Annotated in this window: 17 protein-coding genes and 1 riboswitch; of the genes, 10 read left to right on the top strand and 7 right to left on the bottom strand. The window is 65.9% G+C overall.

Annotated features, from left to right (window positions below):
- Window positions 1-3 precede the first annotated feature (3 nt).
- From ACZI8W_RS15690 to ACZI8W_RS15665, 6 genes are all read left to right on the top strand, one after another.
- On the top strand, window positions 4-1,212 hold the full coding sequence (locus ACZI8W_RS15690; protein WP_463369426.1) for a cytochrome P450: 1,209 nt from the start codon (window positions 4-6) through the stop codon (window positions 1,210-1,212).
- A gap of 212 nt (window positions 1,213-1,424) precedes the next feature.
- A complete protein-coding gene (locus tag ACZI8W_RS15685; protein ID WP_463369425.1) occupies window positions 1,425-2,516 on the top strand; it encodes an ABC transporter substrate-binding protein in 1,092 nt (363 codons plus the stop codon).
- A complete protein-coding gene (locus ACZI8W_RS15680; protein WP_463369424.1) occupies window positions 2,513-3,379 on the top strand; it encodes an ABC transporter ATP-binding protein in 867 nt (288 codons plus the stop codon). Before ACZI8W_RS15685 ends, ACZI8W_RS15680 begins: the two co-directional genes overlap by 4 nt.
- Window positions 3,366-4,238, top strand: a complete 873-nt coding sequence (locus ACZI8W_RS15675) for an ABC transporter permease (RefSeq protein ID WP_463369423.1) — start codon at window positions 3,366-3,368, stop codon at window positions 4,236-4,238. Before ACZI8W_RS15680 ends, ACZI8W_RS15675 begins: the two co-directional genes overlap by 14 nt.
- A gap of 41 nt (window positions 4,239-4,279) precedes the next feature.
- The gene (locus ACZI8W_RS15670) at window positions 4,280-5,626 is read left to right on the top strand and encodes an LLM class flavin-dependent oxidoreductase (protein ID WP_463369422.1); all 1,347 of its coding nucleotides are present in this window, start codon (window positions 4,280-4,282) and stop codon (window positions 5,624-5,626) included.
- A gap of 40 nt (window positions 5,627-5,666) precedes the next feature.
- Complete coding sequence (locus ACZI8W_RS15665; protein ID WP_463369421.1) at window positions 5,667-6,653, top strand: LLM class F420-dependent oxidoreductase; 987 nt, start codon at window positions 5,667-5,669, stop codon at window positions 6,651-6,653.
- 23 nt (window positions 6,654-6,676) lie between these two features.
- Here ACZI8W_RS15665 and ACZI8W_RS15660 read toward each other — a convergent pair whose 3' ends face one another.
- Together ACZI8W_RS15660 and ACZI8W_RS15655 are read right to left on the bottom strand one after the other, a co-directional pair.
- Window positions 6,677-7,240 (bottom strand): GNAT family N-acetyltransferase, encoded by a 564-nt coding sequence (locus ACZI8W_RS15660; protein ID WP_463369420.1) that lies wholly within the window; start codon window positions 7,238-7,240, stop codon window positions 6,677-6,679.
- Between the two features lie 18 nt (window positions 7,241-7,258).
- Window positions 7,259-7,927 (bottom strand): DUF3239 domain-containing protein, encoded by a 669-nt coding sequence (locus ACZI8W_RS15655; RefSeq protein ID WP_463369419.1) that lies wholly within the window; start codon window positions 7,925-7,927, stop codon window positions 7,259-7,261.
- A gap of 187 nt (window positions 7,928-8,114) precedes the next feature.
- On the opposite strand from ACZI8W_RS15655, the gene ACZI8W_RS15650 reads away from it, so the two are divergent.
- From ACZI8W_RS15650 to ACZI8W_RS15640, 3 genes are read left to right on the top strand one after another with little or no spacing between them, the layout of a single operon-like run.
- Window positions 8,115-9,494, top strand: coding sequence for a CitMHS family transporter (locus tag ACZI8W_RS15650; RefSeq protein WP_463369572.1), 1,380 nt, complete (start codon window positions 8,115-8,117; stop codon window positions 9,492-9,494).
- Between the two features lie 49 nt (window positions 9,495-9,543).
- Window positions 9,544-11,214 carry an ATP-binding protein gene (locus ACZI8W_RS15645; RefSeq protein ID WP_463369418.1) on the top strand — a complete coding sequence of 557 codons (1,671 nt, stop codon included), beginning with the start codon at window positions 9,544-9,546 and terminating at the stop codon, window positions 11,212-11,214.
- Window positions 11,196-11,879 carry a response regulator gene (locus ACZI8W_RS15640; RefSeq protein ID WP_463369417.1) on the top strand — a complete coding sequence of 228 codons (684 nt, stop codon included), beginning with the start codon at window positions 11,196-11,198 and terminating at the stop codon, window positions 11,877-11,879. Before ACZI8W_RS15645 ends, ACZI8W_RS15640 begins: the two co-directional genes overlap by 19 nt.
- Here the strand turns inward: ACZI8W_RS15640 and ACZI8W_RS15635 are convergent, their stop codons facing one another.
- Both ACZI8W_RS15635 and ACZI8W_RS15630 read right to left on the bottom strand, forming a co-directional pair.
- Complete coding sequence (locus ACZI8W_RS15635; RefSeq protein ID WP_463369416.1) at window positions 11,880-13,538, bottom strand: DNA repair helicase XPB; 1,659 nt, start codon at window positions 13,536-13,538, stop codon at window positions 11,880-11,882.
- Window positions 13,539-13,858: 320 nt separating this feature from the next.
- Window positions 13,859-16,135 carry a helicase-associated domain-containing protein gene (locus ACZI8W_RS15630; protein WP_463369415.1) on the bottom strand — a complete coding sequence of 759 codons (2,277 nt, stop codon included), beginning with the start codon at window positions 16,133-16,135 and terminating at the stop codon, window positions 13,859-13,861.
- Between the two features lie 60 nt (window positions 16,136-16,195).
- On the opposite strand from ACZI8W_RS15630, the gene ACZI8W_RS15625 reads away from it, so the two are divergent.
- Window positions 16,196-16,384 carry a hypothetical protein gene (locus ACZI8W_RS15625; protein WP_463369414.1) on the top strand — a complete coding sequence of 63 codons (189 nt, stop codon included), beginning with the start codon at window positions 16,196-16,198 and terminating at the stop codon, window positions 16,382-16,384.
- A 103-nt stretch (window positions 16,385-16,487) separates the two neighbouring features.
- Here the strand turns inward: ACZI8W_RS15625 and ACZI8W_RS15620 are convergent, their stop codons facing one another.
- The 3 genes from ACZI8W_RS15620 to ACZI8W_RS15610 form a co-directional block, all read right to left on the bottom strand.
- Complete coding sequence (locus ACZI8W_RS15620) at window positions 16,488-17,075, bottom strand: transglycosylase family protein (protein ID WP_463369413.1); 588 nt, start codon at window positions 17,073-17,075, stop codon at window positions 16,488-16,490.
- Between the two features lie 8 nt (window positions 17,076-17,083).
- Window positions 17,084-17,325, bottom strand: a riboswitch (cyclic di-AMP (ydaO/yuaA leader).
- A 218-nt stretch (window positions 17,326-17,543) separates the two neighbouring features.
- A complete protein-coding gene (locus ACZI8W_RS15615) occupies window positions 17,544-17,936 on the bottom strand; it encodes a YccF domain-containing protein (RefSeq protein WP_463369412.1) in 393 nt (130 codons plus the stop codon).
- Complete coding sequence (locus ACZI8W_RS15610; RefSeq protein WP_463369411.1) at window positions 17,933-18,175, bottom strand: hypothetical protein; 243 nt, start codon at window positions 18,173-18,175, stop codon at window positions 17,933-17,935. Before ACZI8W_RS15610 ends, ACZI8W_RS15615 begins: the two co-directional genes overlap by 4 nt.
- Between the last annotated feature and the right edge of the window lie 144 nt (window positions 18,176-18,319).

Below are 18,319 nucleotides of genomic sequence, written 5' to 3'. Positions count from 1 at the left end.
GCCGTGACCGCAGTCGCTCCAGCTCCCCATGTGCCGGTCAGTCATGTCGACCCGTTCGGCCTCGACACCCTCGAAGACCCGTTGCCCCTCCACACCGAACTACGTGACGCCGGGCCGGTGGTGTACCTCGACCGCTACGAGGTGTTCGCGATGGGCCGCTACGAGCAGGTGCACGCAGCGCTGGCCGACTGGCAGGGATTCCAGTCGGCCGCCGGTGTCGGGCTGAGCAACTTCCGCTACGAAACGCCCTGGCGGCCGCCGAGCCTGCTGCTCGAGGCCGACCCGCCGCACCACGATGCCCCCCGGTCGGTGCTCAGCAGAATCCTCGGTCCGCGAGCGCTCCAGAAGCTGCGCGCCTCATGGTTGGTGGACGCCGAGGTTCTCGTCGACCAGGTCCTCGGCTCAGCAACGGAATTCGACGCCGTCACCCGGCTCGCGGCCGAGTTCCCGCTGCGGGTGTTCCCCGACGCCGTCGGCATCCCCGACGCCGGACGGGAAAACCTCCTTCCCTACGGCGATCACCTGTTCAACGCCTTCGGCCCGGTCAACAGCCTCGTCGAGAAAGGCGCGCCCCACGTCGCGGAGCTTTCCGGGTGGGTCAACGCGCAATGCACCCGCGACGTGCTGTCCGACGACGGGTTCGGGGCGCAGATCTGGGCGTCCGCCGACCGCGGCGACATCACCTACGAACAGGCTCCACTCATTGTGCGCTCGCTGCTGTCGGCCGGGGTGGACACCACCGTCAACGGCCTGGCCGCGGTGTTGTACGCCTTCGCCACCCACCCGGATCAGTGGGCGCGGATGCGGGCCGACCCGATGCTCGCCCGGACGGCATTCGACGAAGCCGTGCGGTGGGAATCTCCGGTTCAGACGTTCTTCCGTACCGCCACCCGCGACATCGAGGTCGGCGGCGCACTGATCCCGGACGGCCGCAAGATTCTGATGTTCCTCGGCGCGGCCAACCGTGATCCACGCCGGTGGGAGAACCCGAACGCGTTCGATCTCTCACGCAACCCATCGGGGCATGTCGGATTCGGGATGGGCATCCACCGGTGCGTCGGCCAGCATGTCGCCCGCCTCGAATCGGAGGCATTGTTGACCGCCCTTGCCGCCCGAGTGAAAGCGATCGAGATCGCCGGACCGGTGCGGCGGCATCTCAACAACACCCTCCGATCCTGGGAATCGGTCCCGATCCGGGTACAACTGCGCTGACCCCGGGACGAAGGAACCGGTCCCCGTCTCCTTTCACTCACCCTGAGTCGAACCATTGTGGGTACTGGGGTCGGTCGCGATGCTGGTGTCGTTGTCATCGAGCCGAGGGGGAATCGTCGTGCGTAGCTGTCCGTGTTGTCGCTGACAACCGCAACCGCATTCCCGAAACCGGTGCCCGCACATACGGGCCGACACAAGGACACCTCGACACGATGTCTCACCTCACGCTGCGCCGACGAGTCACGACCGCCGTCGCCGCAGCCGCAGCAGTTCTCGCACTGGCTTCCCTAACCGCCGCGTGCTCCGCGGACTCCGACACCACGGTGACCGCCGACGGTAAAACCGTCCTGCGGTACGAAGGCTCGCCGGCCCAGGTCGGCTTCCCCGAGCTCGCCGACACGCTCGGCTACTACGAAGACGTCGAACTCGAATGGATCGGCGACAACGGCAACGGGCCGCAGTCGCTGCAGAACACCGCGACCAATCAGATCGAGTTCGGCTCCGCGTTCAACGGTGCCGTCATCAAAGCGCAGACCGGCGGTGCCCCACTGACCGGAGTGCTGGCCTCCTACGGATCGGACAAGGCGAGCTTCACCGGGTACTACGTGCTCGAGGACAGCCCGATCCGTACCGCGCGCGACCTGATCGGCAAGAAGGTCGGCATGAACACCCTCGGCGCACACCATGAGTTCCTGACCCGCGAATGGCTCGCGCAGGAGGGGCTGACACCCGAGGAGATCGCACAGGTCCAGCTCACCGTGGTGCCCCCCGTCAACACCGAGCAGGCGTTGCGCGAAGGCCAGATCGACGTCGGGACGCTCGGGAGCATCTTCCGCGAGACCGCCCTCGAACGCGGCGGCATCCGCCCTCTGTTCACCGACGAGTCGCTCTTCGGGTCGTTCAGCTACGGCACCTACGTGTTCCGCGACGACTTCATCGCGAAGAACCGCGACGCCGTCGAGGACTTCGTGCACGGCACCGCCCGCGCGATCCGTTGGACACAGACCACTCCTCGCGACGAAGTGGTCGCCACGTTCGAAGAGATCATCAACGCCCGCGGTCGGAACGAGAACACCGAACTCGTCGGGTACTGGAAGAGTCCCGGAATCGCCGGCCCCGGTGGCGTGGTCACCGAGCAGGAAATACAGACCTGGCTGGACTGGCTCACCCGCAACGGTGAACTCGAAGAGGGCACGTTCACGATCTCCGACGTCTACACCAACGAATTCAACCCCTACGCCAACGGCGCCTACGACCCGAACAGCGGCCCGAACGGTGAGCCCGTCGAGGAGGCAGTGCAGTGACGAACGACAGTGCAGTGACGAACGTGAGACCGAAGCTCCGACTGGAGCACGTGACCAAACAGTTCGACGTTCGCGGTACCAACGACCGATTCACGGCGATCGACGACATCAGCATCGACCTTGCCGAGGGTGAATTCCTCGTCCTCGTCGGACCCAGCGGTTGCGGCAAGTCGACATTGCTCGACCTTCTCGGCGGACTGAGCGATCCGACGTCGGGGAGAATCCTTCTGGACGGACGGGAGATCTCCGGTCCGGGACTCGACCGCGGTATCGTCTTCCAGCAGTACGCTCTGCTGCCGTGGCGCACCGCCCGCTCGAATATCGAGTTCGGTCTCGAAGCCAAAGGGCTCCCGAAGAAAACGCGACGTGAACTCGCCGAGCACTACCTCGAACTCGTCGGCCTGCACGGCTTCGGCGACCGCTACCCGCACGAACTCTCCGGCGGCATGAAGCAACGTGTTGCCATCGCGCGCAGCCTCGCTTTCGACCCCGAAGTGCTGCTGATGGACGAGCCGTTCGCCGCGCTCGACGCACAGACCCGTGAGTCCTTGCAGGACGAGCTTCTGAGGATCTGGCGGGAAACCGGAATGACGATTCTGTTCATCACCCACGGCATCGACGAAGCTGTCTACCTCGGGCAGCGCGTCGCGGTTCTGACGTCGCGACCCGGACGGATCAAGACGATCGTCGAGATCGAGATCGACCGCACCGTCGACGACGTCAGGTCCGGCGACGCATTCCGTCGTCACCGCCATGACATCTGGAGTGAACTGCACTCCGAGGTGGAGCGCGGTCAGGCTATCGAAACCGCGGCAGTCGTACCGACCATCACAACGGAGAAGGTGAAGCATGCCCAGCACTAGTGCCACACTGACCAGGCCGGTCGAATCGTCTGCGCCCATAGTCGAACGGAAGGTGGACACGCTGAACGTGGCTTCCTCCCCGAGCGTGGTGCATCGCGTCCGTGCAGCCGCCTGGAGAATCTTCAAGCCGGCCGTCGCCATCGTTGCGTTCTTCGCGCTCTGGGAGATCGCGCCACGTGTGGGTCTCGTTGACGGGGTGTTTCTGCCTCCGCTCACCACCGTGCTGGATGCGTTCGGGGAGTTGGTCGTGAATGGCCAGCTCGCGGAGCATCTGGGGGCGAGCCTGTCTCGGGCGCTCACCGGATTCGCGATCGCGCTCGTGATGGCGGTTCCGCTGGGGGTCACGATCGGCTGGTATAAACCCGTCGCCGATACGCTCAATCCGATACTCGAGATCTTCCGCAACACGGCCGCACTCGCGCTGCTGCCGGTGTTCATCCTCATCCTCGGCATCGGCGAGACCTCGAAGATTGCGCTCGTGATCTACGCGAGCGCCTTCCCGATCCTGCTCAACACGATTTCGGGTGTGCGCACGGTGGATCCGCTTCTGGTCAAATCTGCACGCTCGCTCGGACTTCCCTCGTACCGGCTGTTTCAGAAGGTGATCCTCCCCGCTGCGGTACCGACGATCTTCACGGGTATCCGCATGGCTGCGGCCTCGTCGATCCTGGTGCTCATCGCCGCTGAGATGGTCGGCGCCAAGGCGGGTCTGGGATATCTGATCACCGCATCTCAGCTCAATTTTCAGATTCCGAGCATGTACGCCGGCATCATCGCGATCTCCATCGTCGGCCTCGTCTTCAACGGGATTCTGATCACGATCGAACGTCGTCTCTCGAGCTGGCGTGTCACGCAGTAGAGCGCATCCTTCATCCACCCTCTTGCCCCGGTTAGGAAGTCATGACTCAGTCTCCGAAGCAACTCAATCTCAACGCATTCCTGATGGGAGTCGGACATCATGAAGCAGCGTGGCGGCACCCGCGCACCGAGGCCCACCGCGTCCTCGATGTGAAGCACTTCCAGGAACTCGCGCAGATCGCCGAACACGGCAAGCTCGATTCGGTGTTCTTCGCCGACGGTCTCGCAATCGGACCCCGAATCGAGCACAACGCGACGGCGATCTTCGAGCCGCTTACGCTACTCAGCGCGATGGCTGTGGTGACCGAGCATGTGGGGCTCATCGCTACCGCCTCCACCGGATACAACGAGCCGTACAACCTGGCCCGGAAGTTCGCGTCTCTCGATCACATCAGCGGTGGTCGTGCCGGCTGGAACATCGTCACCTCAGGCGGCGAGGACGAAGCCCGCAACTTCGGTTACGACGAGACCCCGGATCATGCAGGACGTTACGACCGGGCATCGGAGTTCGTCGACGTCGCGGTGTCACTGTGGGACAGCTGGGAGGACGACGCGATCGAACTCGACTCCGAGGCAGGTCGATTCGCCGACCCAGCTAAAGTCCATGCGGTCGATCACGCGGGTGAACGGTTCCGGGTCCGAGGCCCGCTCAACTCCCCGCGGTCGGCGCAAGGACGTCCCGTCCTGGTGCAGGCAGGATCGTCGGAGAGCGGCAAGAACTTCGCCGCCGAGTACGCGGAAGCCGTGTTCACCGCGCAGCGCACCCTGGCCGAGGGGCAGGCGTTCTACCGCGATCTGAAGACCCGCGTGATCAAGGCGGGCCGCGACCCGCAGTCGCTGAAGATCCTTCCCGGCATCGTCCCGTTCATCGGCGCGACGGAAGACGAGGCGAAGGCACTCGAGCAGGAATTCACCGACCTCATCTCACCTGCGTATTCGCTGCGCCAGCTCTCGCGTATGGTCGGTGTCGACCTCACCGAGCACTCGCTCGACGCGCCGCTGCCACCGTTGCCTCCGATCGACGAGATCCAGGGCAACAAGAGCCGCTACCAGTTGGTCAGAGATCTCGCCGAGAACGAAAGTCTCACCGTGCGGCAGTTGATCGCGAAGCTCGGTGGTGGTCGCGGACACCGTACTTTCGCGGGCACGCCCGAGCAGATCGCCGACGAGATCCAGCTCTGGTTCATCAACGATGCGGCAGATGGGTTCAATGTCATGCCGCCGTACCTGCCCGGTGGTCTCGAAGACTTCACGGCGCTGGTCGTACCGATCCTGCAGGAACGCGGACTGTTCCGGGCCGATTACACCGCGACGACACTGCGCGGGCACTATGGGCTCGACCGCCCGGAAAGTCGGTACGCTGATCGTCGGCACGCAGCTACTGCCTGACCTGGTTGCGCCGCACCGATCATCGTCGGAGAGGATTCTCATGCGCTTCGGATACTTCGTTCCCCAGGGCTGGCGACTCGACCTCGTTGGTATCGAACCTGCCGATCAATGGCAGGTCATGCGTGATCTCGCGCAACGAGCAGACACAGGGCCGTGGGAGTCGATCTGGGTGTACGACCACTTCCACACGGTGCCGGCGCCGTCGGAGGAAGCGACCCACGAGGCATGGTCGCTCGTGTCGGCCTTCGCGGCCGTCACCGAGCGTGTGCGCATCGGGCAGATGTGTACCGCGATGACCTACCGCAACCCGGCGTACCTCGCGAAGGTTGCGGCCACTGCCGACATCATTTCCGGCGGGCGCATCGAGATGGGTATCGGCGGCGGCTGGTACGAGCACGAGTGGCGCGCATACGGCTACGGGTTTCCACCCGCAGGGGAGCGGCTCGGCCGCCTCGACGAAGGTGTGCAGATCTTCAAGCAGGCCTGGACCAACGGTGTTGCGACCCTCGACGGCAAGTATTACCGGGTCGACGGGGCGATCAGCCGACCTCTGCCGCTGCAGGACGGCGGAATCCCGCTGTGGATCGCGGGTGGCGGCGAGAAGGTCACCTTGAAGATCGCCGCGAAGTACGCGCAGTACACCAACTTCGACGGCACGCCCGAAGGCTTCGCGCACAAGTCGGAGATCCTGCGTGGACACTGCGCCGACGTCGGCACCGACTTCGACGCTATCGTGCGTTCGGCGAACTACAACGTCGCCATCGGCCGGACGGAGAGGGAAGTCCAGGACCGGCTCGAACAACTCCGGAGCCGCCTCGAACCGATCGTCGGCGCGGAGAAGGCCGACGGCGCGCTCAACGCATTCCGGGGCATGCCCGCGGTGGGTACTCCCGAGCAGATCGTCGAGAACCTCACGGCACTGAAGAAGCAAGGCCTCGAATACGCGATCTTCTACGTGCCCGACGCTGCGTACGACACATCCGGCCTCGAGCTGCTCGAGAGAGAAGTGCTTCCACACCTCGCGTGATCTGCTTTGCGATCCTCCCGGTTTCACACAGGCCAAGTGCCGGTGGGCGTGCGGGGATCGTCGGGTAACAGCCCGGCGACCCACACGTCGCGGGGAATGCCGCGTTGCACTGTGCCGTGGCGAGCGATGCCTTCGTACTGGAATCCCACGCGCCGCGCGACCGCCGCCGACGCACGGTTGCCGACGAATGCACGCCATTCGATCCGCGAGACTCCCATTCCGTCTGCAGCGAAAGCGAAGTCGCAGGCGAGCTGCAGGGCGGCGGTCGCCATACCGTGTCCACGTGCACCAGGAGCGATCCAGTAGCCGATTTCCGGGGCTCCAGCACCACATTCGAGAAACCCGACCATTCCGCACACCCGACCGTGCAGACTCGTGCGAATCGCCCAGTCAGGGAAGCCGTCCGCCCATTTCGTGGGCACGATGTCGCCGACGAAGTGCACGGAATCGGCCCGCGTGTACGGGCTCGGCACATTCGTCCACGCAGCGATCGCAGGGTCCTGGCAGGCCTCGGTGATGACGTCGATGTCCTGCGGGACAGGCCTCGACAACGTCACGCCGCCGTTGGTGAGGATCCGGGTTCTCATAGCGGCCCCAAACTACCGTCAGCGCAACTCCGGCGGAAGGTCGCTGCTCTCGAGCTCCATGCGACGGCCGTCGGTCGCATTGATCTCGTCGGCGAGCTTCAGCTTGTTCGCGAGTAGCTGCCACTCGGCATCGTTGATCGCACTGGCCGCTTCCGCGAGAACCTTCGTGTCGCGCGTACCCCATGCGATCGGCATGGGGCTGGCCATCTGCCACACTTCCGACTTGTTGTTCGTCGACCGGTCGGACAACACCGCGACCGACGGCACCTGATCGCCGACACGTGCGCGCTGTCCGGGAATTGCTTGGACGCCGCGGGTGACCAACGCGTAGTGGTGGGTTCCGGCTTCCGGTTTCGCAATGTCGATCAGGGCCAGCAGTGTCATACCACGCGCACGTGTTGTCGCCACGACGGCTGGGACAAGCGGGTTGTCATGGTAGAGCTGCTCGATGGTGCCGACTTTGCGCGGCGCCCACAGTGCCACCCACAGCGACGTGAACGCTGCGACGACCAGTACTGCGCCGACTACGTACGACCAGGACCTACCGAGATAGAGCAGCCACGCGGCTCCCGCGGCGCACAACACCGCGACGAGGATGCCGGAACGCCGCAGGCTGCGGACCTCGGCAAGCGTCTGGTTCACGCTCTTGGCATGGGGCAGGTCGACGGGGAACTCGAATCGGCGCACCCGCCCAGTTTATGGGACGCGGTGGGGCCCCAGCTCGAGCACAATGCGCACAACGGGACTATCGCACGCAAACGCGACGGGTTCACGTGATGCACCACACACTTGCTCCAGTTGATGTCACACCCGGATGGTTGCTCGGTTCCCGAGCCCCGCACCCCGCCCCGATCGCAAGAAAGTGGGTATCCCGATGCTGGTAGGCCTCGGCTTCCTCATGGTCGCCGTCTTCATGTATCTCGTGCTGTCGAAGCGAGCTACTCCCGTTGTCGGCCTGATCCTCGTGCCCGTCGCGTTCGGCCTGATCGCGGGTGCCGGAACCGATATCGGCGACATGATCGTGGGAGGAATCGAATCCCTCGCCCCGACCGCGGCACTGCTGTTCTTCGCGATCATCTTCTTCGGCATCATGATCGACGTCGGGCTGTTCGATCCGCTCGTGCGGCTCATCCTCAGGCTGGTGCGCGACGATCCGGCGCGGCTCGTCGTGGGTACCGCCGTACTCGCGATGGTCGTGTCGCTCGATGGCGACGGCTCCACGACGTTCATCATCACGGTGTCGGCGATGCTTCCCCTCTACCTGAAACTGAAGGTGAGCCCCGTCGTCCTCACCGTGGTTGCGGGCCTCGCGAATGCCACGATGAACATCATTCCGTGGGGAGGACCGACCGTTCGTGCCGCGAGTGCGCTGGGACTGTCGCCGTCGGACGTGTTCGTTCCCATGATCCCGTCGCTCGTAGTGGGCTTGATCGTCGTCCTCGGCTTCTCGTTCCACCTCGGACTCATGGAGCGGCGACGGATCGGCACACTCGTCCTCACCTCGGAACGGATCCCGGCGCGTGTCGGATCGGGTGGTTCCGGTGGTTCCGGTGGTTCCGGCGGGGCGGGCGGAGGCGACTCGGCAGACGGCACGGACGGCTTCGTGGACGGTCTCGACCCGAACCGCCCCACCCTCCGCCCACGGCTGCTGCCGTTCAACGCGGCCCTCACCGTAGCCCTGCTGGTGGTGCTGGGCCTGGACATCCTGCCCATTCCTGTCCTGTTCATGATTGCCGCCGGCATCGCCCTGGCCGTGAACTTCCCCAGGATCGTCGACCAGTCTGCGGCCATCGTGCGGCATTCGTCGAGCATCGTATCGGTGGTGGCCATGGTGTTCGCCGCGGCCGTCCTGACCGGCGTGTTCCAGGGCACCGGCATGGTGGAGGAGATGGCGTTGTGGCTCACCGGTGTGATTCCGGATTCGATGGGGCCGTTCCTCGCCGTGATCACGGGCGTGCTGAGCATCCCGATGACCTTCTTCATGACGAACGATGCGTTCTACTTCGGGGTGCTGCCCGTGCTTGCGGAGACCGCGGCGCAATACGGAATCGAGCCCGTCGAAATGGCGCGTGCGTCGATCACCGGGCAACCCGTACACATGCAGAGCCCACTGGTCCCCGCCATCCTGCTCCTCGTCACGCTGGCCGGTGTGCAACTCGCCGACCACCACAGGAAAGTATTGTGGCGAGCGGTGCTCGTGTCGCTCGCGATGCTTGTGACCGCAGTGCTCATCGGGCAGATTCCGTTCGGCTGAGCCACGTCGCAGTCCACACTGGGTTTGTGCCGACGGATCCGAGGACACTGTGAAGCTCCGCACGCAGGTGTTGTTGTTTCAATCTGCGGTGGTGGCAGTCACGCTCGGAATCGGGTTCGCGGTGTTCGCCACGACCACGGAGAGCCGAGTCACCGATGAGCACGGACAACGAGCTCTCGCGATTGCGAGGACTGTCGCTACCGACGAGACCGTGCGCAGCGAGGTGACCAGGCTGGCGGCGGCCGACGACGGTGTGGTCGGCCCGAACAACCCGGAACTCGCCGGAGGGGAACTGCAGAGCGATGCCGAATCCGTACGGGCCGCGACCGGAGCACTGTTCGTGGTGATCACCGACGAGATGGGACTTCGGCTCGCGCATCCCGACCCACGACTGCTCGGACTGCGAGTGAGCACGGACCCGGCCGAAGCGCTGGCGGGACGCGAAGTGGTGGTCAGCGAGTCCGGAACTCTCGGGCAGTCCGTCCGGGCGAAGGTGCCGGTGACGGATCCGGCCTCGGATCGTGTGGTCGGGGAGGTGAGCGTCGGAATCTCCACCGACCGTGTCCATTCCGATCTGCGTAGCGATCTGGGTTACGCGGCGCTCGTCGCGCTCGGAGCCTTGGCATTCGGGACCGTCGGGTCGATTCTGCTCGCGAATCGATGGAAGACGCTGACACTCGGTCTCGAGCCCGATCAGCTGGCCGAACTCGTCCGCGAGCAGGAAGTGGTGCTTCGCGGCATCTCCGACGGTGTGGTGGCCACGGACACGAGCGGCACCGTTACCGTGGTCAACTCCGAAGCGCGCCGGTTGCTGAATTTGCACGGGGGAGCCGGAGATCCCGTCGACGCGATCGGGATCAGTCCGCGCTTGATGGACATCCTGGAGGAGGCGCAGTCCACACCGATCGCTGCAACGACCGGGGACAGGGTCGTCGTCGCCGTGGCCAGGCGGGTGGTGCGCGACCGGAAGGACCTGGGCACTGTGATGTCGGTGCGCGACCGAACCGACATCGAAAACCTGACTCGTGAACTCGGGGCGGTGCAGTCGCTCACGACGGCGCTCCGCGCCCAACGCCACGAGTTCGCCAACCGACTCCACCTGGTGAACGGACTTCTCCAACGGGGTCGTACCGAGCAGGCCACCGACTTCATCGCCCAGATCATCGGGTCGGGGCCTTCAGGGCAACAACTCGAGGGCGTCGACGCCCTCGCCGACCCCTATCTACATGCGTTCCTCACCGCAAAGGCAGCCCATGCTCGCGAGAGCGGGGTCCGCCTCGTCCTGGGGGAGAACACGTGGGTGCACGGTGCGGTACGCGTTCCCGTCGACGTCACGGCCATTCTCGGGAATCTGCTGGACAATGCGATCGAGGCGGCCAGGGAGAGCGGTCGACACCCGGCGGAAGTGGAGGTGGAACTCGTCGAGGACGGCGCGGATCTGCATCTCACGGTCGCCGACACCGGACACGGTGTGGCTGCCGGGCTTTCCGACGTGTTCGAGGAAGGTGTCACCACCCATACCGACAGTGAGGTTCCGGGCGGACGTGGGATGGGGTTGGCACTGGCCCGGCAGATCGCACGCGACCACGGAGGAGACGTGCGACTGGTCGACCGCGGCGGACGTCGAACCCCGGGCAATCCGACCGGCGGCGCGGTGTTCCACGCGCTCCTCGCCGGAGTGCTCGACGAAGGAGACACACGGTGGGCGGATCAGATCTGACGGTGCTCGTCGTCGACGATGATTTCCGCGTCGCTGACCTGCACGCGCAGGTGGCGTCGGGGGTCGCCGGATTCACGGTAGTGAACACGGTGGGCAGTGTGGCGGCGGCGCGGAACGCAGCGCGGGAAACCCCGGTCGACCTCGCACTCGTCGACGTGTATCTACCCGACGGCTCCGGGGTCGATCTGATCCGTGAACTGGACTGTGACAGTTTCGTCCTGGGCGCGGCGGGCGAGGGAACCACCGTGCGGCGGGCGCTGGCGTCCGGGGCCCTGGTCTACCTGGTCAAACCGTTCTCCAACACCGAACTGGCACGCAGGCTCGCCGCGTATGCGCAGTACCGGCGCATCGCGTCGTCGGCAGAACTGACACAGACCGAGATCGATACGGCACTCGCGGCGCTGCGTCCCGTGCTGCCGACCTCCGGTACCGTCGCACCGCCTGCGCGTTCGGTCACCAAACGGCTTGTGATGAAGGCGCTTCAGGAGTCCGCGCACCCGATGTCGGCGGGTGAGGTCGCGATGGCGACGGGGGTGTCGCGCGCGACTGCTCAGCGGTACCTCGCGGCACTCGTCGCGAAAGGGGACCTGCGGATGGAGCTGAGGTACGGCAGCACCGGACGACCCGAACAGGAGTATCGACTCGTTCGCCTCGACAGGTCCTGATCAGCCGATCTGCGGTCCCAGCAGGTCGTCGGCGTCAGTGATGCGGTACGCGTAGCCCTGCTCGGCCAGGAATCGCTGACGGTGCGCGGCGTACTCGGCGTCGAGGGTGTCGCGGGACACCACCGAGTAGAAGTGCGCTTGCCCGCCGTCCTGCTTCGGCCGCAGCAACCGACCGAGGCGCTGTGCCTCCTCCTGCCGCGACCCGAATGTGCCCGACACCTGTACCGCGACCGAGGCCTCCGGCAGGTCGATCGAGAAATTCGCCACCTTCGACACGACAAGTACCCGGAGTTCGCCGTTGCGGAACCGATCGAACAGCTCCTCACGTTCCTTGCTGCGCGTCGAACCCTTGATCACCGGCGCGTCGAGAGCCTCACCGAGTTCGTCGAGCTGGTCGAGGTAGGCGCCGATGACGAGGGTGGGGGAGTCGGGGTGGCGGTCGAGGATCGATCTGACCACCGCGTTCTTGGTGCGCGCCGTCGAACACAGTTTGTAGCGTTCCTCCGGTTCGGCCACGGCGTACGCCATCCGCTCGGCGTCGGTGAGTGTCACGCGCACCTCCACACAGTCGGCCGGTGCGATCCAGCCCTGTGCCTCGATGTCTTTCCACGGTGCGTCGTACCGCTTGGGGCCGATGAGCGAGAACACGTCGCCTTCACGTCCGTCCTCGCGGACCAGGGTGGCAGTGAGGCCGAGACGACGTCGTGACTGCAGGTCGGCCGTCATCCGGAACACGGGTGCCGGAAGCAGATGCACCTCGTCGTAGATCATCAACCCCCAGTCTCGGGAGTCGAACAGCTCGAGGTGGCGGTATTCGCCCTTCGTCTTGCGGGTGACCACCTGATAGGTGGCGATGGTGACCGGGCGGATTTCCTTCTTCTCACCCGAATACTCGCCGATCTCCTCTTCGGTGAGCGAGGTGCGGGCGATCAGTTCACGCTTCCACTGACGGCCCGCGACGGTATTCGTCACAAGGATCAGGGTGGTCGCGCCGGCCTTCGCCATCGCGGCTGCACCCACCATCGTCTTGCCGGCACCGCAGGGAAGTACGACGACACCCGAACCGCCGTCCCAGAAGGAACTTGCAGCCATCTCCTGGTAGTCGCGCAGATGCCACGGATGTGTCACGAAGTCGAGGGCGATGTTGTGTGCCTCGCCGTCGACGTACCCTGCGAGGTCTTCCGCCGGCCAGCCGACCTTGAGCAGCATCTGCTTGAGGCGACCGCGTTCGCTGGGATGCACGATCACGGTGTCGTCGTCGATGCGTGCGCCGAGCATGGGCGCGATCTTCTTGTTGCGCATCACCTCGGCCAGTACCGCATTGTCGAAGCTGACGAGCGTGAGTCCGTGAGCGGGGTTCTTCACCAGCTGCAGGCGGCCGTACCGGCCCATGGTGTCGACGATGTCGACGAGCAGCGGCTGCGGTACGGCGAAGCGGGAATAGGTGACCAGCGCATCGACGACCTGCTCGGCGTCGTGGCCGGCTGCACGTGCGTTCCACAACGCCAACGGCGTGACTCGGTAGGTGTGGACGTGCTCGGGTGCGCGTTCGAGTTCCGCGAAGGGAGCGATGGCCTGCCGGGCCGCGTTCGCCTGCTCGTGGTCGACCTCGAGCAGCACGGTCTTGTCGGACTGGACGATCAGCGGTCCGTCGGCCACGAAGCCTCCTGGTGAGAGAAAGTAGAACTCCTCCATTGTCCAGATGAGCAGGACGGCGCGCTACCTGCGCGGCCCGTATGCGGCCATCACCAGTATCGGTCCCGCCGCAGTATCGGTCCCGCCGCAGTATCGGTCCTGCAGCGGTGTCGACTCACTACTCGGTCAACGCAGGAGGTGTATGCCGCCCGTACCGGGTGCGGACACCGATCTGCTGATCTTGGGTCCGCGGCTGTCCAGGGTGCAGTGCGCCACTACGGGTGATCTGAGCGTAGATCGCGCGGACGTATGCGGCGTCTGCCACGTGACAACGAGCGACGGGTTCAGTCCACGAGCGCGACTGACGAGACGCGGTGGAGCACGAAACTGCGGACCGAGCCGGTCGCGGGGTCGAATGCTTCGAGTTGCCCGCCCGCGACACTGACCGGATCCACGATGCGCCGGATGGCCGTGCCCTGAGCGTCGACGTATCCGAGCGTCACGCTGCGTTTCGCGTGTACAGCCAGCTGCAGCAACGCCATCGTGGCCGCACCGCCCGTGCGGCTACCGTCTCCACGCACCGGGGTGCTCGCCGGGGCGGAGGCGGCACGGTCGCCGGAACGCAGGGTGCGCACGAGCGTTTCGAGCTGTTCGTCATTGGGGGGCAGGGGGCCCGCGTATCGGGGACGCGACCGCGGCACGACCAGCCGTGCGCCGCGCGGACGCAGATCCAGGACCGCACCCGATGCATCTTCGCCCGCCGGCGCGAAGCCCGCTTCGCGCAGCGAGGACAGCACCTCGGCGAGGGGGGCCTGCGAGATGGCCACCGTCGGCGCGACCGCACGCAACGCCAACGTTGCGGCGACCGGTGCCGCAAGCACCTCCGCGAGTAGCGCCGGATCGTCGGCGCGCACGAACGACGACGCGATACCGGCGCGCAGGCGACCGTGTCGCCGCGCCACGTCGTCGATCAGGTAGGTCAGTGATTGGGGAACAGGCGTGCGGGAATGGGCTGAGAACAGGGCGTGCAGATCACCTGCACCCATGCCCGCGTCGAGCGCGCGGCGCACACTGCCCTCACTGACCCGGTAGACGGTGGCGGCGCCGGCCGATTCGACGTCGGCGACCAGTGCGACCCGCCCGGCCAGTTCCGGGACGAGCGGGCCAGGGGCGACGACGGTGAGGTCGGCCTGGACGAGGACGTGGTCGACAGGCTCTGGGAGTGCGTCTGCCATCTCGGCGTCGGCGTCACCACCGTGGAGCAGGGCTTTGCCGGGGGAGCCGAGGTTGTCGTGGGCGACCAGCGCGAGTGCAGTGGCTTCGCGGAGCGTCTCGGTGACCATCTCGTGACCGAAATGGCCGGCCGACCGCGGTCGCCGCCATGCCGCTATGGCCTGCACTTCGGCAGCAGAGGACGTGCTGTGGTCGGCGAGTACCTCGAGGAGCAGTCTGCGATCGTAGGCCGCGGTCGGGGAGTTCACTTCGTCGGACAACGCTGCGATCGGCTTGTCGTTCTGGTCACGGCGTCCGACCAGCCACGGTCGTCGCGGCGCGTCGAGCCACGCACCGGCGAGTACCGCCCAGCGATGCGCGGTGGTTGCGGTGAGCCATCCGTCGGCCGAGGTGGTGGGAGCCCAATAGTCGTCGATGTCTCCGGGCGGAGCGGGGTCGGGGTTACCGCGCGCGATGAGTCCCGCCGCCGCGAGCACCTCGACGAGCAAGGCGGCGTGCTCGTCGGTGAGATCCAACGCCTTCGCGAGCCGGTGGAGTTCGCGGACCCCCAGGCCGCCGGAACGCAGTGCCGGGGCGGGCTGCCTGCCCAGCGCGGTGATCAGGTCTTCGCAGCGACGCAACAGTTCCAGGGCGGCGCCCGCTGCCGTGCTGTTCGTATCTGGGAGGGCTCTGCTGTTCGCCGTGAAGCTCGGGGAAGTCAGTGATGCCGGATCGAACGGTGCTTCACCGCGCAGGGCTTGCCCGACCCGGTGGGGGAGTTCGACGGTCTCGTCGTCGATGCGGGTGAGCAACCCGGACGTCAGGAGCTTCTGGACGGGACGGGTCTCGTCGGAACCGGGTGCGGCGTCGCGGGTGCGCCCGATCGGCGATGTCCGCGCCAGGGTGTCCAGAATGCTGCGTTGCGCGGGATCGAGCTCGGCGAGTATCGCGTCGAGCTCTTCGCGGGTGAACGCGTCCGTTTCGGGTGTGCGTCCGACCCGCCACGGCACGGCTTCCACGGCGGCCGCGACGAGACGCAGCCCGTCGGGGGTGTCCCACACCAGGAGAACGGAGCGCAGCCTGTCGAGAATCCGATCGACGGCTTTGGCGGGGATTCGTCCCCGCAAGTTGTCGACGAGGGTTTTCCTCGTCACGCCGTCGTCGACGGCCCCGAGCCGGGCCAATGCCTCGATGATCCCGAACTCGGCTGTGGTGAAGTCGCTCGCTGCGCGGAACACCGACGCGCGTTGGCGTGCGCGGTTCGCGAGCACGGTCATCGTCGCGGGCGGGGGCACCACCAGATCGGGTCTCGCGCGCAGGAGAGCAACGAGTTCGGTGTCGCGGCGATCGGACAGCCACCGGGCGAGCGAGTCCGATCCGGTGTCGGGGGCGGGCATGGTGGGTGTCATCCGGTCAAGGTTAGAGACCTGAGATGGCTTAACACGAACTCACCTGCCAAAATGGGCGTCATGGCTGACAAATCGAAGAACCTCTACGTTGATCGCGGATGGCCGGAGTTGGCAGACGGCGACCATGCTGTCACCGAACTGTCGTCGACGCGTTCGGGTCCGCTCTCCCCGTACGGCGAGGACGCCGAGTTCCCGGTCCCGGCGGACGAGCTTCCGTACACGCATCCCCGCACCGTCATCAACCGCTGAGTTCCTCGACATCGAGATTTCCTCGACTGTCGGACTCCCCACGTCGAAGAACCCCGCACCGAATCGGCGGTGCGGGGTTCTTCGTTCGTTCGTGGCGTGCTGCCTACTGGGGCAGAACCGCGCGGACGGCGTCGAGCACGGCCGGGTCGAGCGCGATACCGGCGGACTGCAGGGCGTCGACGCCCTGTTCGAAGCCGTCGACGATGCCCTGGGCCTCGGCGGGCAGTGCCGGGTCTCCGGGGAGCTGCGGAATCTGACGATCCTCGGTGACCGGCGAAGGTGTCGACTGGGTGGTGCCGCTGGGTGCGTCACGCTGTGTCGGAGCGCTGGACAGTCCGAGGCTCGAGGAGCAGGACGGCCATGCGCCCCAGCCCTGGCCTGCGAGGACACGCTCTGCGACAGCGATCTGCTGGTCGCGGCTGGCCTGGTTGGCGGTGGGTGCGTACTCCTGGCCGCCGTAGGCGTTCCAGGTGCTCGGCGAGAACTGCAGGCCGCCGTGGTAGCCGTTGCCGGTGGCGATGGCCCAATTGCCACCGGACTCACACTGTGCGAGGCGATCCCAGTCGGAGTCCGGGGCTGCGGCGGCGGTGCCGCTGAATGCGACACCTGTGACTCCGAGGACGGCGCCGGTCAGCGCGAATTTCGCGACGGTCCGGCCGGTATTGGTGGGCTTGCGATGGCGTCCGCTCATGTCGGTTCTGTTCCTCTCCGCACGCGCCTACGAGGTCAGCTGTCGGGTTCGGACTGAAGAGGTAGTCCGGCCGTTGCGCTCGGCGAGCGTTCCGGCTTCACCCCAAGGCCTGTCGCGTGAGCGACCGGCCGGGCCTCCGGGAAGCGTCCGGCGGGGGCCGGGTGCTTCCGAGGGAGACCGGTTGGGTCCCCCGTTTCCTGTCCCTCGTGGATCGTTTGTCGGGATAACCGGACTTCCGCGGGACAGGAATTTGGCGCGGCGGGCCCGGGTTGGTTGGACCAGGTGGTCCGACCGCTGACGACGGTAACGGTTCGGGTGGGCGAGTGTCACTAATTGATAACGCGCGACCGTTCGTGGTCTCGGAGCTGTGCAGGGTTGATGCGGCAGCGAACTCGCTGGTAGTCGGGCGAGTGGGCCGCCAAACCCGATTCGAGCCCGTGCCGTTATCAGCTCGTTATGTGAGTAAGGTCACATGTATGTCGGGCGGGCGTCGACGGGAACGATGTCTTTCCCGAGCGGCATCAGGCAGATCGGGATCATCTTGAGGTTCGCGATTGCGAGCGGAATACCGATGATCGTGATGGCCATGGCGAGTGCTGTCGCGATGTGCCCGAGGGCCAGCCAGATGCCGGCGATCACGACCCAGATCACATTCCCGATCAGCGATCCCGCCCCCGCTGTCGGTTTGTCGACCGTCGTCTTCCCGAACGGCCACAGTGCGTAGACGCCGATCCGGAACGCGGCGATACCGAACGGGATCGTGATGATGAGGATGCAGCAGATGATGCCGGCGAGGAAGTATCCGAGTGCAAGCCACAAGCCGCCGAAGATGAGCCAGATGATGTTGAGAATTACTCTCATGAGCCGTTACCGCCCTTCGCGCGTCGGCCCGATTGCAGGGCGAACGCGATGGCCAGCGCGAAGCCGAGCGGCCACGCGAGGGTGAGTAGGAACAGGACGAGGCCCGGCTTGCCGTCGGTGACGATCGGCGTCAGGAATATTGCGACCACCGCCACGATGCCCACCACGAAGCACACGATCGCGGCGTTGAACAGCCCCTTGCGAGGCGCATGAGCGGAATCGGAAGAAGAGTTACCCACGGCGCCTACGGTAGTCGCCGGCGGTCGGGGGCGGTATCGGCCTCGGGGTACACTGAATTTCGTCTGCGCGTCCCGCTCGATGAGGTTGGGGCGCGTTGTTTTGCATGTCCATATCGTGTCCTCGGGGCACGGCCGTCCAGGAGC

The organism is Rhodococcus ruitaii, assembly GCF_055230935.1.
Note: the sequence above shows the minus strand (reverse complement) of the source record. Positions and strands in the feature narration are given on the sequence as shown.

Coding starts and splice junctions, on each gene's coding strand:
- ACZI8W_RS15685 (WP_463369425.1), top strand. CDS start 1,425: ATGTCTCACCTCACGCTGCGCCGACGAGTCACGACCGCCGTCGCCGCA.
- ACZI8W_RS15675 (WP_463369423.1), top strand. CDS start 3,366: ATGCCCAGCACTAGTGCCACACTGACCAGGCCGGTCGAATCGTCTGCG.
- ACZI8W_RS15670 (WP_463369422.1), top strand. CDS start 4,280: ATGACTCAGTCTCCGAAGCAACTCAATCTCAACGCATTCCTGATGGGA.
- ACZI8W_RS15665 (WP_463369421.1), top strand. CDS start 5,667: ATGCGCTTCGGATACTTCGTTCCCCAGGGCTGGCGACTCGACCTCGTT.
- ACZI8W_RS15660 (WP_463369420.1), bottom strand. CDS start 7,240: ATGAGAACCCGGATCCTCACCAACGGCGGCGTGACGTTGTCGAGGCCT.
- ACZI8W_RS15650 (WP_463369572.1), top strand. CDS start 8,115: ATGCTGGTAGGCCTCGGCTTCCTCATGGTCGCCGTCTTCATGTATCTC.
- ACZI8W_RS15630 (WP_463369415.1), bottom strand. CDS start 16,135: ATGACACCCACCATGCCCGCCCCCGACACCGGATCGGACTCGCTCGCC.
- ACZI8W_RS15625 (WP_463369414.1), top strand. CDS start 16,196: ATGGCTGACAAATCGAAGAACCTCTACGTTGATCGCGGATGGCCGGAG.
- ACZI8W_RS15620 (WP_463369413.1), bottom strand. CDS start 17,075: ATGAGCGGACGCCATCGCAAGCCCACCAATACCGGCCGGACCGTCGCG.
- ACZI8W_RS15615 (WP_463369412.1), bottom strand. CDS start 17,936: ATGAGAGTAATTCTCAACATCATCTGGCTCATCTTCGGCGGCTTGTGG.